The organism is Vibrio sp. 99K-1 (assembly GCF_013114585.1).
Taxonomy (GTDB): Bacteria; Pseudomonadota; Gammaproteobacteria; order Enterobacterales; family Vibrionaceae; genus Vibrio; species Vibrio chagasii_B.
The window spans coordinates 68,710-82,937 of sequence record NZ_VTXF01000008.1; the positions used below are offsets into that span (position 1 = coordinate 68,710).

Sequence of the window (14,228 nt, forward strand, 5' to 3'; positions counted from 1 at the left end):
ATCGCGTAGCAATAATCAATGAATCAGCACACAAAAGGGCCTTAATTGGCCCTTTTTCTTTCCTAACGTTTGGCAATTCCGTTACACTGATAATCAATTATTTGGAGGTGATATGCATTGTCCTTTTTGTTCAGAGAACGACACTAAAGTAATCGATTCAAGACTGGTTGCTGATGGCCATCAGGTTCGTCGTCGCCGTCAATGCCTTGCATGTAGCGAGCGTTTCACTACGTTCGAATCGGCAGAACTTGTGATGCCGAAAGTCATTAAGTCGAATGGAAACCGCGAACCGTTTAACGAAGATAAAATGGTTGGTGGTGTGCAACGTGCTCTGGAAAAACGCCCTGTAAGTGCTGATGCGATCGAGCTTGCTATCAGTAATATTAAGTCACAACTCCGTGCAACAGGTGAGCGTGAAGTTCCAAGCGAAATGATTGGTAACCTAGTCATGAGCCAATTAAAAGAGTTAGACAAAGTCGCGTACATCCGTTTTGCTTCTGTTTACCGCAGCTTTGAAGACATTCGAGAGTTTGGCGAAGAAATCGCTAAATTAGAGGATTAATCCCTCAGTCATGTCTAACTTTTCTCCCCTAGATTATCAAATGATGTCGCGTGCTATCCATTTAGCTAAACGCGGCATTTACACTACTGCGCCAAACCCAAATGTCGGTTGTGTGATTGTACAAACCAATGGACAAATTGTTGGTGAAGGCTTTCACGCCAAAGCGGGTGAACCTCATGCTGAAGTGCATGCCATGCGAATGGCGGGTGATAAGGCAAAAGGTGCGACGGCTTATGTCACACTGGAACCTTGTTCTCATTATGGTCGTACACCACCGTGTGCCGAGGGCTTGATTAAGGCTCAAGTGGCTAAAGTCATTTGTGCGATGCAGGATCCAAACCCGAAAGTCGCTGGTCGTGGCATCAAAATGCTGCGTGATGCGGGCATTGAAGTTGAAATCGGTTTACTGGAGCAAGATGCTTTAGACTTGAACCCTGCATTTATTAAACGCATGCAAACAGGCATGCCTTTTGTTCAGCTTAAGATGGCAGCCAGTCTCGATGGGCAAACGGCGCTAGCAAATGGTCAGAGCCAGTGGATCACATCGCCAGCAGCGCGCCGTGATGTTCAAAATTATCGAGCAAAGGCGGGCGCAGTGTTATCAACCAGCCAAACGGTGATTGATGATAACGCTTCACTGAATGTTCGCTGGGCTGAATTACCAAGTAGCGCACAAGCTCATTATGCTGAAGCTGATGTGCGTCAGCCTATTCGTGTGATTCTTGATCGTCGAAACCAACTGCGCCCTGAGCTCAAGTTATACCAATCGCCAACACCTGTATTAAGAGTCGCAGAGGCGTCTGCTGACATTGAGGTCGGTACTACTGATACAGGCCAGTTAGATTTACACGATTTGATGCGCCAATTACCTGCTAATCATATCGACCATATTTGGGTCGAAGCGGGTGCAACATTGGCAAAAAGCTTGATTGAAGCACAGCTGGTGGATGAGCTAATCCTCTATTTAGCTCCTAAACTTATGGGCAGTGACGGAAGAGGTTTGATGGGCGCGTTAGGGCTCACTTCGATGTCTGATGTTATTGACCTAGAAATTAAAGATGTTCGACAGGTTGGTGTGGATATTCGCATCGTGGCTAAACCAATCTCGAAATAGTCACTCCAACTACATACATGTCGTTGACAACAAAAAGAGTTTTAAAATGTTTACAGGAATTGTAGAAGCCGTAGGTACATTGAGTGCAATCACTCCCCGCGGAGAAGACATTACCGTAACGGTTAACGTGGGTAAGCTTGATATGGCCGACGTTCAGTTAGGCGATAGCATCGCAACCAACGGTGTGTGTTTGACGGTCGTGGAATTTAACGACCACAGCTACAGTGCTGATTTGTCACTTGAGACCCTGAAAAAAACGGGCTTTGTTGATTACCAAGCGGGTGACAAGGTGAACCTAGAGAAAGCGATGCTCCCGACGACACGTTTCGGTGGTCATATCGTATCGGGTCACGTAGATGGTGTAGGCGAGATTGTTGAGCGCAACCAAGTAGGCCGTGCGATTGAGTTCTGGGTCGAAATGCCCGCTGAAATCTCAAAGTACGTTGCTCAAAAAGGCTCGATTACCGTCGATGGCATTAGTCTTACTGTGAACGATTTACGTAAGAATGCATTTAAGCTGACGATTGTTCCTCATACCTCTTCAGAAACCACCATCGATCAATTTCATGTTGGTCGTAAAGTGAATCTAGAAGTGGATGTGTTAGCGCGCTACATGGAGCGCCTACTCCAAGGTCAGCAACAAGAGTCTGAACCTGAATCTCGATTGACGATGGAATTCTTACAACAGAATGGTTTTGCCTAATCGGTGATATGAAGTGCGCTGAGCGTCACTTTGTAGAGCGAAGCAATATCATCAGGTTTAAATAGTGTCGGTTCTAGGAAGCAGAACCATTTCAAAGGATATAGAACAATGCCAATTAGTACTCCTCAAGAAATTATTGAAGACATTCGCCTAGGAAAAATGGTTATCCTGATGGATGATGAAGATCGCGAAAATGAAGGCGATCTGATCATGGCAGCAGAACATGTGACGCCAGAAGCGATTAACTTCATGGCGATGTACGGCCGTGGTTTAATCTGCCTAACCTTGACTAAAGAGCGTTCAAGCCGCATGGGTCTTGCGCCTATGGTTCAAGACAACAACGCACAGTACACCACTAACTTTACCGTTTCGATTGAAGCTGCTGAGGGTGTAACTACAGGTATTTCTGCGTCTGACCGCGCTGTGACGGTTCAAGCAGCTGTTGCGAAAGATGCAAAAGCGGCTGACCTTGTTCAACCTGGTCACATCTTCCCGCTAACAGCACAAGAGGGTGGTGTTCTAACTCGCGCCGGTCACACTGAAGCGGGTTGTGATTTAGCACGTTTAGCGGGTTGTGAGCCTGCATCGGTTATCGTTGAGATCCTAAATGATGACGGCACCATGGCTCGTCGCCCTGATCTTGAAGTGTTTGCTGAAAAGCACGACATCAAGCTAGGCACGATTGCCGACTTGATCGAATACCGTAACAACACAGAAACCACGATTGAGCGCGTTGCACAGTGTCACCTACCGACTGAGTTCGGTGACTTTGAACTCGTGACTTACCGTGACACTATCGACAACCAAATCCACTATGCAATGCAAAAAGGTGACCTAACGGGTAAAGCTCCACTGGTTCGTGTTCACCTACATGATACCTTCACCGATCTGCTTCATTCTGATCGTGGTACTGAGCGTAGCTGGTCGCTAGATAAGGCGATGAAGCGCATTGGCGACGAAGGTGGTGTGTTGGTTATTCTAGGCAACGAAGAGTCGTCTGATTCTTTGATTCACAAAGTGAAGACATTCGAAGCTCAAGATAAGAACGAGCAACCAACTATGGCTAAGAAGCAAGGTACTTCTCGTCGCGTTGGTGTCGGCTCTCAAATTCTACAAGACCTAGGCGTTCATGATATGCGCCTATTGTCTTCAAGCACTAAGCGTTACCATGCTCTTGGTGGTTTTGGTCTTAACGTTGTTGAATACGTTTGTGAGTAACCACTTACATACTAGTTTATAGCAACATATTTTATGATGATTTGAGCGGCTCTTTTGGTTCGAAATCGGACAAAAAGAGCCCAGTCGCTGAGCCTGACTTTTATCGTATCAAGCGTTGGCGCTTAGCGACCTGTTGCTCCTAAATAGTTGGGAGCGAGGCTTGGCTATCATCTTTACATCTCCGGTGTCTGTTCTTCTAAATTAGCATTAGATATTGCTCACAGTTTTATGCTAGAATCCGGCGATTCTCACTTGATGAAAATAGTTAAAGGAAGGCTTATGAAAGTGATCGAGGGTGGCTTCCCAGCGCCAAATGCAAAAATTGCTATCGTTATTGCTCGTTTCAACAGTTTTATTAACGAAAGTTTACTTTCTGGTGCAATCGATACTTTAAAACGTCACGGACAAGTAAGCGAAGACAACATCACTGTTGTTCGTTGTCCTGGTGCAGTAGAACTTCCACTTGTAGCGCAACGCGTTGCAAAAACAGGTAAGTTCGACGCGATTGTATCTCTTGGTACAGTAATTCGTGGCGGTACGCCTCATTTTGACTATGTTTGTAGTGAATGTAATAAAGGTTTGGCGCAAGTGTCTCTGGAATACTCTCTTCCAGTTGCATTCGGCGTACTAACTGTTGATACGATCGATCAAGCTATTGAACGCGCAGGAACCAAGGCTGGTAATAAAGGTGCAGAAGCTGCACTAAGCGCACTTGAGATGATCAACGTTCTTTCTGAAATCGATTCCTAATGGGGGCCAGTGTGAAACCAGCCGCACGTCGTAACGCACGTCAATTTGCTCTACAAGCAATTTATTCTTGGCAAATTACTAAAGAAAATATTGCTACCGTTGAAGAACAGTTCTTATCTGGTGGTAAGTATGATGAAGAAGAACATCATGCTGCAGAACCTGCACTTGCTATGCCAGAAACAGACGTTGCATACTTCCGCGACCTACTAACTGGTGTTGCTCTTAGTCACATGGAACTTGATAGCAAGCTTCGTCCATTCGTATCTCGCCCGATGCAAGATCTGGACTTAATGGAACTTGCTCTTCTACGTTTAGCTATGTACGAGATGACTCGTCGCGAAGATGTACCATACAAAGTGGTTATCAACGAAGCTATCGAGCTTGCGAAAGTATTCGCAGCAGAAGACAGCCATAAGTTTGTGAATGGTGTGCTTGATAAAGCAGCGCCACACGTACGTAAGAAGTAATCTCTACGTATATTGAATCTAAAGGTCAGCTTTCATGCTGGCCTTTTTTGTTAGTAAATTCCAAAGATAGGGCATGTGATGTCTGGTGAATTCAACCTAATCGATAAATATTTCGTAAACCGACAGCCTCAACGTAAAGACGTGCACCTCGCCGCTGGTGATGATTGCGCTTTGGTTAAAGCGCCAAGTAATGTTGAGATCGCGATCAGCACAGATACCTTAGTGGCGGGTACTCACTTCTTAGCAGAAGCAAACCCAGCTTGGGTCGCACACAAAGCATTGGCTTCAAACATCAGTGATCTGGCTGCGATGGGTGCAACGCCGGCGTGGGTCTCTTTTGCCTTAACCATGCCTGAAGTAGATGAAGCTTGGTTAGCGCCGTTCTGCGACTCTTTTTTCAAACTTGCAGACTACTTTGGTATTCAGTTAATTGGTGGTGACACTACAAAGGGGCCGCTGAGCCTAACATTGACGGTACAAGGCTTTGTGCCAGAAGGGAAAGCCCTACGTAGAGATGGCGCGAAAGTCGGGGATTGGATTTACGTGACAGGTAATCTGGGCGACAGCAAGGCTGGTCTAGAGGTTCTATTAGACCCTGATAAAAACCAAGCTAAGCCGTATGCGAGGGAGCTTGAAGAGAGACACTATATCAGTTCTCCACGAGTGTTAGCGGGTCAAGCGCTTGTCAATCTTGCTTCGTCGGCTATTGATATCTCAGATGGTGTTATTGCAGATCTCAAACACATCCTTAAGCGCTCACAGGTGGGTGCAAGTATTGATGTGAGTACTTTACCTATCTCACCTGAATTACGTCAGTTTGCCCCTGATATCGCTACGGCGCAGCAGTATGCGCTGACCAGTGGTGAAGAGTATGAGCTTTGCTTTACCGTCCCTGAAGAAAACAAAGGCTCTCTTGAAAGTGCTTTGTCACACACTGGAACAAAAGTCACCTGTATTGGTCAAATAAGACCTGTAGAATACTTTGAACTACACAATAATGGTGAACCGCTGAGCTGGAGCTTAACCGGTTACGATCACTTTAAGGTTAATTGATGACAAACCCACTATCTGCAATCTCTCTTAAAAACCCTTGGCACTTTCTAGCAACGGGTTTTGGCAGTGGCTTATCGCCTATTATTCCTGGAACCATGGGTACACTCGCCTCGATTCCTCTGTACCTATTATTGGTTCAATTGCCGTTCCCGGCTTATGTCGCGGTGGTAGTGATAAGCTGCATTATTGGTATCAAAATCTGCCAAGTGACCTCAGATGACATGGGCGTACATGACCACGGCTCTATCGTATGGGATGAGTTTGCGGGCTTTTGGATCACCATGAGCCTAGTGCCAATGTTGAGCATTCCTGCCGATGATTGGAAATGGTTGTTGACGGGCTTTGTTCTATTCCGCTTCTTCGACATGGTAAAACCGTGGCCAATTGGCTGGTTGGATGCTCGAATTCATGGCGGTTTGGGTATCATGATTGATGATATTGTGGCAGGTATTATGGCGGCGATTTCTCTGTATGCTGTGGCCCATTTCGCAGGTTGGCTAGTTTAATTAAAGATAAGATAAAACAAGGAATTACAATGTCTAAGAAGGTTTACTGCATCGCTCAATTTCAACCGAAAGAAGGCAAGTTGAACGAACTTTTTGAGGTTTTAAAAGCACTAGAGCCAAACACTCTGCGTGAAGATGGTTGTATTCAATACACAGTAACTCGTCACATCCAGAGCCCGTTTGCTGAAGGTCAGAGCTTCCCGATTGCTTTCAACGAAATTTGGGCAGATAACGAAGCATTTGAAGCACATTGTCAACGTCGTGAAATTCAACAGTTCTTTCAAGAGCAGTGTGTTGATGAAACAGGCTTAGTTGAGAACTTTAATGTTGCTATCTACTCTGATGAACCAGAGAGTTACGACGCACCTGTTCTTAAGCCGTGCTGCTAATTTGCTGTAACAACTGACTTAAACAATGACTAGCTAATGAGTTAGCGAATACTAAAAAGGTTGACCCTAGGGCCAACCTTTTTTTGTCTTGTTGCTTATGCAGTTCGCTACTGAAAGCTATTTAGCAAGGTACTCAGAGATAGACTTCTCAATACCTTTCGCGTCTAAGCCTAGCTCTTCATGCAGTTCACCTTGAGTGCCTTGAGCAATGAACTTGTCTGGTAGGCCAAGGTTCAGTACTGGCATTAGCAATTTCTCTTGCATCAAGAATTCAATCACACCTGCACCTGCACCACCGGCAATCGCATTCTCTTCGATAGTCACCAGTACATCGTGGTCAGCGGCAAGTTGTTTGATTAGAGCTTCATCTAGCGGCTTAACAAAGCGCATGTCTGCAACGGTCGCATCCATTGCATCAGCGGTTTGAAGTGCATTTTCTAGGAAAGTACCAAAGCTTAGGATAGCAACCTTAGCGCCATCTTTTGCTTTTGAGCTTTCACGAACGATACGGCCTTTACCAATCTCAAGTGCAGTAAACTCACTTTGAATCTCTGTGCCCATGCCATTACCACGAGGGTATCGAACCGCACTTGGTCCATTGTGCTGGTGGCCAGTGTAAAGCATTTGGCGACATTCGTTTTCGTCGCTTGGTGCCATGATCACCATGTTTGGAATGCAGCGCATGAAGCTTAAGTCGAACGCACCTTGGTGTGTTTGACCGTCGGCACCCACAAGACCTGCACGGTCAATCGCGAACATAACCGGTAGATCCATGATAGCCACATCGTGGATCAGTTGATCGTAGCCACGTTGTAGGAATGTCGAGTAGATAGCGACAATCGGCTTATCACCCGCAATCGCCATACCGGTTGCCAGCGTTACTGCGTGCTGCTCAGCAATGGCAACATCGAAGTATTGTTCTGGGTACTCTTTCGAGAAACGCACCATGCCTGATCCTTCACGCATTGCTGGCGTGATAGCCATCAGCTTAGGATCTTGCGCAGCCATATCACATAAGAAGTCACCAAAAATCTTAGAAAACGTTGGCTTAGAGCTGGTGCTCTTAGGCAGGCTTGAGTGTGCAGGATCGAATTTAGGTACGCCGTGGTAGCCAATTGGATCTTTCTCTGCTGGCTCGTAGCCTTTACCTTTCTTGGTCATGATATGCAGGAACTGAGGACCTTTTAGGTCTCTCATGTTCTTAAGCGTTTTAATCAGCTCGTTTACATCGTGGCCGTCTACTGGGCCAATGTAATTAAAGCCTAGCTCTTCAAACATGGTGCCAGGAACAACCATGCCTTTAAGATGTTCTTCTGTACGACGAACTAGCTCTTTAATCGGTGGAACACCAGATAGCACTTTCTTGCCGCCCTCACGAATAGACGTGTAAAGACTGCCAGAAAGAACTTGAGCTAGGTGGTTGTTCAGCGCGCCTACGTTTTCAGAAATCGACATCTCGTTATCGTTAAGGATAACCAGCATGTCATTGTGAACATCGCCCGCGTGATTCATGGCTTCAAATGCCATACCGGCAGTAATAGCACCGTCACCAATCACACTCACAACTTTACGGTTCTTGCCTTCTTTCTTCGCGCTGATCGCCATACCGAGTGCAGCACTGATCGATGTTGAAGAGTGACCAACAGAAAGGGTGTCGTACTCGCTCTCTTCACGCCATGGGAATGGGTGTAGTCCATCTTTTTGACGGATAGTCGACAAACGGTCGCGACGACCAGTAAGAATTTTGTGCGGGTATGCTTGGTGGCCAACATCCCAAACCAACTGGTCAAAAGGCGTGTTGTACACATAATGCAGAGCTACAGTGAGCTCTACCGTACCTAGACCTGACGCTAAGTGGCCACTTGATTGGCTCACTGAGTTAAGAAGATAGGTGCGTAATTCATCACAAAGCTGTGTTAGCGTCTCTTTCGGGAGAAGACGCAAATCCTCTGGCTTATCAGCCAAAGCAAGAGTTGGGTACTTTGATATATCAAGAGTCATAGGTAATGCGCGCTTATTGTCTTAGTTCTTGCGCTCGATGACGTATCGGGCGAACTCTTCGAGTAACTGGGTATTGTATGGGATTGCAGCCAAAGCTTGAAGCGCTTCCTGCAGTAGAGATTGCGCTTTTTCTTGAGCGCCCTCTAAACCTAGCAAAGAAGGGTAGGTGCTTTTGTTCAAACCTTGGTCAGAACCCTGTGGTTTACCCAAAGTTTCGGTGTCGCCAATGATATCTAAGATATCGTCTTGAACTTGGAAGGCTAACCCGATGGCATCTGCGTATTTATCTAATTGAGGGAGCACCTCAAACGCTTTTTCACCTGCAGCCAGTGCACCTAAACGGATGGCACTTTTCATAAGAGCGCCCGTTTTATTGCGGTGAACTTCTTCCAGTTCTTCTAGCGTAACCGCGCGGTTTTCAGCTTCGATATCGAGCGCCTGACCAATACACATACCTTGAGCACCAGAGGCTTCAGCTAGGCGTTGAATCATTCGAACGCGATTGCTTTCCCCGTCAGCACTTAATGTGCCTTCTGCAAGTATAGTAAATGCCAGAGTTTGTAGGGCATCGCCCGTTAAAATGGCGGTCGCTTCATCGAATTTGATGTGACAAGTCTGATGGCCACGACGCAGTTCGTCGTCATCCATTGCTGGCAGGTCGTCGTGAATCAGAGAGTAGGCATGAATACATTCGACTGCAGAAGCTGGAGTGTCGAGCTCTTCAGCGGTGCAACCGAGCATCTCCCCTGTAATATAGACAAGAAATGGACGCGCGCGTTTGCCGCCTAAAAGTAACCCATAACGCATTGCGTTGATCAGGTTCTGATTTTGGTGTGGCAGGCGATCAAGCCAAAGGTTCAGTTGCTCGTTATTACGTGCCTGATAAGACAATAAAGTCTCGATCATAGGGGATCTCATACAATTCGTTATTCTGGTTGTGGGTTAAAGTCACTAAGTTCTGCGTTTTCATCATTTTGCAGTAGGATGCTAACACGCTGTTCAGCATCGTTTAGTTTGCTTTGACCGGCACGAGCGAGGGAGATACCTCGTTCAAATTTTTTCAGCGCATCATCTAAAGCTAGATCACCGTTTTCTAGTTGATCAACCAAGCCGTCGAGCTCTTCGATTGCCGCTTCAAAGCTCATATTTTCAGGTTTCTTAGTAGCCATAATAAATCTGCGTTTGGAAAGATGAACGAACGTTACCTTAGGGCGTTGAGATGGTCAAATGTAACCAATAAATTTTGCTAGAAAGTTCGTTTTTAAGAGGCTTGAAGCCACTTTCATCTAATAACCTCACCTTTATCGAGTTTATGACTGCTCGAGAACGGGGAAGCGGGTAATAGTTGTGATACAAAAAGCAAAAGTGTGATATTTAGGCCAAGAATTTACTAAAAGATCTTATAGTCTTGCCGATAAAAAGATTATCGTCGACATAGAGCTACAAAAAAGCATGAGGAGTGCTCAGTGGATTTAGCAACCCTAATAGGTTTGATTGGTGGATTTGCCTTTGTAATCATGGCAATGATCCTAGGTGGAAGCCTCGGGATGTTCTATGATACGACATCCATATTGATCGTGGTTGGCGGTTCAACGTTTGTTGTTCTGATGAAGTTCACCATGGGACAGTTCTTTGGCGCGACTAAGATTGCCGGCAAAGCTTTTATGTTTAAAGCCGATGAGCCAGAAGACCTTATCGCTAAAATTGTTGAAATGGCAGATGCTGCTCGTAAAGGTGGCTTCTTAGCACTCGAAGAGATGGAAATCAGCAACAGCTTTATGCAAAAGGGCATCGACCTGTTAGTCGATGGTCATGATGGTGATGTAGTGCGTGCTGCATTGCAAAAAGATATTGCGCTAACCACCGAGCGTCATGAACAGGGGGCGAAGGTGTTCTCTGCATTTGGTGATGTTTCTCCTGCAATGGGTATGATCGGTACCTTGGTGGGTCTGGTTGCCATGCTTTCGAACATGGATGACCCTAAAGCGATCGGCCCTGCGATGGCAGTTGCACTCTTGACTACGCTGTATGGCGCAATTCTATCGAACATGGTGTTTTTCCCTATCGCAGACAAGCTTGCACTGCGTCGTGACCAAGAGACACTGAACCGTCGTTTGGTGATGGATGGTGTGTTAGCGATTCAAGATGGTCAAAACCCACGAGTTATTGATGGTTACCTGAAGAGTTACCTAAATGAAGGTAAGCGTACGATTGATGGTGAACCTGCGTAAGAGGAGTTGAAGATGGATGAAGAGAATCCATGTAAATGTCCTCCTCCGGGGTTACCTCAATGGATGGGAACATTTGCTGACTTGATGTCACTGCTGATGTGTTTCTTCGTACTTCTACTCTCATTCTCTGAGATGGATGTACTGAAGTTTAAGCAGATCGCTGGCTCGATGAAGTTCGCATTTGGTGTGCAGAACCGCCTAGAAGTCAAAGACATCCCGAAAGGGACCAGCATCATTGCACAAGAGTTTCGCCCTGGTCGCCCAGAGCCAACGCCAATTGATGTGATCATGCAGCAAACGATAGATATCACTCAGCAGACGTTGGAATTTCATGAAGGTGAATCTGAGCGCGCTGGTGGTACCATGCGTGACCAAGGCAAGATGACTGGAGGCAAGTCGCCAGAGGTATCGACTCACGACAACCAAAACTCTGAGTCAGACCAACAGCAACAGCAAGCCGAAGCTCAATCTCAAGAGATGGAAACCTTGATGGAAAGCATCAAGAAGGCGTTGGAACGAGAGATCGACCAAGGCGCGATTGAGGTGGAAAATCTAGGCCAACAGATTGTGATTCGAATTCGTGAGAAGGGTGCATTCCCATCGGGCTCTGCTTTCTTACAGCCTAAGTTTCGACCTTTGGTGAGACAGGTGGCTGAATTGGTGAAAGATGTTCCGGGCATTGTTCGAATCTCAGGTCACACTGATAATCAACGTCTTGATTCTGAGCTGTATCGCTCGAATTGGGATCTGTCATCTCAGCGAGCGGTATCTGTTGCTCAAGAGATGGAAAAGGTTCGCGGATTCTCTCATCAACGTTTGAGAGTACGTGGTATGGCGGATACAGAGCCAGTAGAGCCTAACGATACTGAATGGCAGCGCAGCCTAAACCGCCGTGTAGAAATCAGCATTATGCAAGGTGAGCCGCTATACAGTGACGAAGTCCCAGCTATCTCTCAATAGCCTGAGTTATCTCGAGAGATGTAATTGACCAGAAAGCCCAACCTTATGATGAGGTTGGGCTTTTTATTTGGGCGATGAACGGTTGATTGACCTCTTTGTCTACCGGCAGTGAGTAAGCATGCTATTTTTAATAAGGTGCGCATTTATTACTGGTGCCTAAGCAAGCACTCTTTTCCTTGTTTCACTTTCTCATGTATAATTCGCGCCCTTAGATTTAGATATGATCTACTCTTGCTTCAAGTGCTGTGTAAATTCTCCAATTTACTTGGCGAAGAGCCTTTTAAAAACTTTGAACATTAATGTTGTGAACGTACTATGAAATTTATTGTTAAGCCCCATCCGGAAATTTTTGTAAAAAGTGAATCGGTGCGTAAGCGCTTCACAAGGATTCTAGAGTGCAACATTCGTAACGTTATTCAGCGTCGCTGTGAAGGTGTTGCGGTATTTAACCGTCGTGACCATATCGAAGTGACGTCTGAGAGTGATAAGTACTACACAGAAGTGTTAGAGGCTCTGACTCACACTCCTGGTATTCACCACTCTCTTGAAGTTCAACAGTCTGAATTCAAAGACTTGCACGATATCTATGAGCAAGTATTAGAGCGCAGCCGTGCTGACATTGAAGGTAAAACATTCTCTGTTCGTGCTAAGCGTCGTGGTAAGCATGAGTTTACGTCTATCGAGCTTGAGCGCTACGTAGGTGGCGGTCTGAACCAAGCGGTTGAGTCGGCACGCGTTAAGCTGAAAGATCCAGAAGTTACGGTTAAAGTTGAAGTTGCGAACGACAAACTTAACCAAGTTCTCGCTCGCCACAAGGGCCTTGGTGGTTTTCCTCTTGGTACTCAAGAAGACCTATTGAGCTTGATCTCTGGCGGCTTTGACTCTGGCGTATCAAGCTACCTACACATCAAACGTGGCTCTAAAGTTCACTACTGTTTCTTCAACCTTGGCGGTCCTGCGCACGAGATTGGCGTTAAGCAAGTGGCTCATTACCTATGGAACAAGTACGGTTCTTCGGCAAAAGTGAAGTTCATCTCTGTTGATTTCGAACCGGTTGTTGCTGAAATCCTTGAGAACGTAGAAGACGGCCAAATGGGCGTGGTGCTTAAGCGTATGTTCATGCGTGCTGGTGGCATGGTTGCAGATAAGTTCAAGATCGAAGCATTGGTTACTGGTGAAGCACTAGGTCAGGTATCAAGCCAAACACTAACTAACCTGCGTCACATCGATAACGTAACGGATACGCTGATCCTTCGTCCACTTATCAACTGGGACAAAGAAGACATCATTGATCTTGCGCGCGAGATCGGCACTGAAGACTTCGCGAAAGTAATGCCAGAATACTGTGGTGTTATCTCTAAGAAGCCAACAGTGAAAGCGAAGAAAGGTAAACTTGAAGCAGAAGAAGCTAAGTTTAACTTTGAAGTGCTAGAGAAAGTGATCGAGAACGCTCGTGTTATGGATATCCGTGACATTGAGAAAGAGAGCCAAGAGCAAGCTCCAGAAGTGGAACAGGTTCAAGCTGTTGCTGAGCACGCTATCGTCCTTGATATTCGTAGCCCAGACGAAGAAGACGAAAGCCCATTAGAAATCGATGGCGTTGATGTAAAACACCTTCCTTTCTACAAGTTAGCGACGCAATTTGGTGACTTAGACCAAGGTAAAGAGTACCTACTGTACTGTGACCGCGGTGTTATGAGCCGTCTGCAAGCGCTTTACCTGCAAGAGCAGGGCTTCAAGAATGTTAAGGTTTACCGCCCATAGTCTGCTAGCTTAGAGCACGACTTAGGTTGTAACAGATACAGAAAGCCGCTTACTGAAAAGTAAGCGGCTTTTTATTTACCGGTTGATTGTTATTCTGTAATCGATACAGTTGTTCCACTGTGTTGCTCGTATGGTCTTTTTGTTTACACCCAAGCTGATGTTATAAATCGATTTTTAGTTTGCACTGTTAGCATTTGCATTGTTACTAAAAGGTGCAATTAAATGCTTATTTTTGTATGCGTATGATTGTTTAAGTAAGCGGGCGTTACATTTTGTGATTAGAGTAAAGAAATAGTAAGGATTAATTAGTACAGCTATTGATAAACTTGTTGTTACTTTGCTTTGGGCATAAAAAAACACCGCCTTATAGGCGGTGTAAACAAATTTGACAGACAGGTCAAAATAAATACAGGAAGTAGATGCCTCGTTTCAGCGCGTAGCTGTAACAAAACATTTGGTAGAACTCTACCCAACTCGAAAAGTACGAGTTTGCAAACACAACATCGCAGG

General features: G+C 45.7%; 15 protein-coding genes. 12 read left to right on the forward strand and 3 right to left on the reverse strand.

Annotation, left to right across the window (positions count from 1 at the left end; all coding sequences use genetic code 11):
• The first annotated feature begins 112 nt into the window (after positions 1-112).
• The 9 genes from nrdR (at position 113) to F0228_RS08295 (ending at position 6,762) form a co-directional block, all read left to right on the forward strand.
• Positions 113-562, forward strand: coding sequence for a transcriptional regulator NrdR (nrdR, locus tag F0228_RS08255; RefSeq protein WP_008218648.1), 450 nt, complete (start codon positions 113-115; stop codon positions 560-562).
• A gap of 40 nt (positions 563-602) precedes the next feature.
• The gene (ribD, locus tag F0228_RS08260) at positions 603-1,676 is read left to right on the forward strand and encodes a bifunctional diaminohydroxyphosphoribosylaminopyrimidine deaminase/5-amino-6-(5-phosphoribosylamino)uracil reductase RibD (protein ID WP_171762102.1); all 1,074 of its coding nucleotides are present in this window, start codon (positions 603-605) and stop codon (positions 1,674-1,676) included.
• Between the two features lie 46 nt (positions 1,677-1,722).
• Entirely contained in the window at positions 1,723-2,379 is a 657-nt protein-coding gene (locus F0228_RS08265; protein WP_008218644.1) for a riboflavin synthase, read from the forward strand.
• 108 nt (positions 2,380-2,487) lie between these two features.
• A complete protein-coding gene (ribBA, locus tag F0228_RS08270; RefSeq protein ID WP_061032568.1) occupies positions 2,488-3,597 on the forward strand; it encodes a bifunctional 3,4-dihydroxy-2-butanone-4-phosphate synthase/GTP cyclohydrolase II in 1,110 nt (369 codons plus the stop codon).
• A 279-nt stretch (positions 3,598-3,876) separates the two neighbouring features.
• A complete protein-coding gene (gene ribE, locus F0228_RS08275; RefSeq protein ID WP_004741508.1) occupies positions 3,877-4,347 on the forward strand; it encodes a 6,7-dimethyl-8-ribityllumazine synthase in 471 nt (156 codons plus the stop codon).
• Positions 4,347-4,814: a transcription antitermination factor NusB gene (gene nusB / locus F0228_RS08280; RefSeq protein WP_004734399.1), complete on the forward strand. Its 468-nt coding sequence runs from the start codon at positions 4,347-4,349 to the stop codon at positions 4,812-4,814. The genes ribE and nusB overlap by 1 nt, the downstream gene beginning before the upstream one ends.
• A gap of 78 nt (positions 4,815-4,892) precedes the next feature.
• Complete coding sequence (gene thiL / locus F0228_RS08285) at positions 4,893-5,867, forward strand: thiamine-phosphate kinase (RefSeq protein ID WP_171762103.1); 975 nt, start codon at positions 4,893-4,895, stop codon at positions 5,865-5,867.
• Positions 5,867-6,373, forward strand: coding sequence for a phosphatidylglycerophosphatase A (gene pgpA, locus F0228_RS08290; protein ID WP_008218636.1), 507 nt, complete (start codon positions 5,867-5,869; stop codon positions 6,371-6,373). Before thiL ends, pgpA begins: the two co-directional genes overlap by 1 nt.
• Before the next feature lie 29 nt (positions 6,374-6,402).
• A complete protein-coding gene (locus tag F0228_RS08295; protein ID WP_171762104.1) occupies positions 6,403-6,762 on the forward strand; it encodes a putative quinol monooxygenase in 360 nt (119 codons plus the stop codon).
• A gap of 117 nt (positions 6,763-6,879) precedes the next feature.
• Here the strand turns inward: F0228_RS08295 and dxs are convergent, their stop codons facing one another.
• From dxs to xseB, 3 genes are read right to left on the reverse strand one after another with little or no spacing between them, the layout of a single operon-like run.
• Positions 6,880-8,763 carry a 1-deoxy-D-xylulose-5-phosphate synthase gene (dxs, locus tag F0228_RS08300; protein ID WP_061032570.1) on the reverse strand — a complete coding sequence of 628 codons (1,884 nt, stop codon included), beginning with the start codon at positions 8,761-8,763 and terminating at the stop codon, positions 6,880-6,882.
• A gap of 21 nt (positions 8,764-8,784) precedes the next feature.
• Entirely contained in the window at positions 8,785-9,669 is an 885-nt protein-coding gene (gene ispA, locus F0228_RS08305) for a (2E,6E)-farnesyl diphosphate synthase (RefSeq protein WP_061032571.1), read from the reverse strand.
• Between the two features lie 20 nt (positions 9,670-9,689).
• Positions 9,690-9,932: an exodeoxyribonuclease VII small subunit gene (gene xseB / locus F0228_RS08310; protein WP_004734405.1), complete on the reverse strand. Its 243-nt coding sequence runs from the start codon at positions 9,930-9,932 to the stop codon at positions 9,690-9,692.
• A gap of 297 nt (positions 9,933-10,229) precedes the next feature.
• Here xseB and pomA point away from each other — a divergent pair, with 297 nt between their 5' ends.
• The 3 genes from pomA to thiI all read left to right on the forward strand — a co-directional run bounded on the left by pomA (position 10,230) and on the right by thiI (position 13,718).
• Entirely contained in the window at positions 10,230-10,994 is a 765-nt protein-coding gene (gene pomA, locus F0228_RS08315; protein ID WP_008218621.1) for a flagellar motor protein PomA, read from the forward strand.
• Positions 10,995-11,006: 12 nt separating this feature from the next.
• Positions 11,007-11,954: a flagellar motor protein MotB gene (locus tag F0228_RS08320; RefSeq protein WP_008218619.1), complete on the forward strand. Its 948-nt coding sequence runs from the start codon at positions 11,007-11,009 to the stop codon at positions 11,952-11,954.
• A 315-nt stretch (positions 11,955-12,269) separates the two neighbouring features.
• Entirely contained in the window at positions 12,270-13,718 is a 1,449-nt protein-coding gene (gene thiI, locus F0228_RS08325; protein ID WP_171762105.1) for a tRNA uracil 4-sulfurtransferase ThiI, read from the forward strand.
• Positions 13,719-14,228: the final 510 nt, after the last annotated feature.

Bases quoted from the DNA above. Each gene is read 5' to 3' on its own strand.
- nrdR (WP_008218648.1), top strand. From the start codon at position 113: ATGCATTGTCCTTTTTGTTCAGAGAACGACACTAAAGTAATCGATTCA.
- ribD (WP_171762102.1), top strand. From the start codon at position 603: ATGATGTCGCGTGCTATCCATTTAGCTAAACGCGGCATTTACACTACT.
- F0228_RS08265 (WP_008218644.1), top strand. From the start codon at position 1,723: ATGTTTACAGGAATTGTAGAAGCCGTAGGTACATTGAGTGCAATCACT.
- ribBA (WP_061032568.1), top strand. From the start codon at position 2,488: ATGCCAATTAGTACTCCTCAAGAAATTATTGAAGACATTCGCCTAGGA.
- ribE (WP_004741508.1), top strand. From the start codon at position 3,877: ATGAAAGTGATCGAGGGTGGCTTCCCAGCGCCAAATGCAAAAATTGCT.
- nusB (WP_004734399.1), top strand. From the start codon at position 4,347: ATGGGGGCCAGTGTGAAACCAGCCGCACGTCGTAACGCACGTCAATTT.
- thiL (WP_171762103.1), top strand. From the start codon at position 4,893: ATGTCTGGTGAATTCAACCTAATCGATAAATATTTCGTAAACCGACAG.
- pgpA (WP_008218636.1), top strand. From the start codon at position 5,867: ATGACAAACCCACTATCTGCAATCTCTCTTAAAAACCCTTGGCACTTT.
- F0228_RS08295 (WP_171762104.1), top strand. From the start codon at position 6,403: ATGTCTAAGAAGGTTTACTGCATCGCTCAATTTCAACCGAAAGAAGGC.
- dxs (WP_061032570.1), bottom strand. From the start codon at position 8,763: ATGACTCTTGATATATCAAAGTACCCAACTCTTGCTTTGGCTGATAAG.
- ispA (WP_061032571.1), bottom strand. From the start codon at position 9,669: ATGATCGAGACTTTATTGTCTTATCAGGCACGTAATAACGAGCAACTG.
- xseB (WP_004734405.1), bottom strand. From the start codon at position 9,932: ATGGCTACTAAGAAACCTGAAAATATGAGCTTTGAAGCGGCAATCGAA.
- F0228_RS08320 (WP_008218619.1), top strand. From the start codon at position 11,007: ATGGATGAAGAGAATCCATGTAAATGTCCTCCTCCGGGGTTACCTCAA.
- thiI (WP_171762105.1), top strand. From the start codon at position 12,270: ATGAAATTTATTGTTAAGCCCCATCCGGAAATTTTTGTAAAAAGTGAA.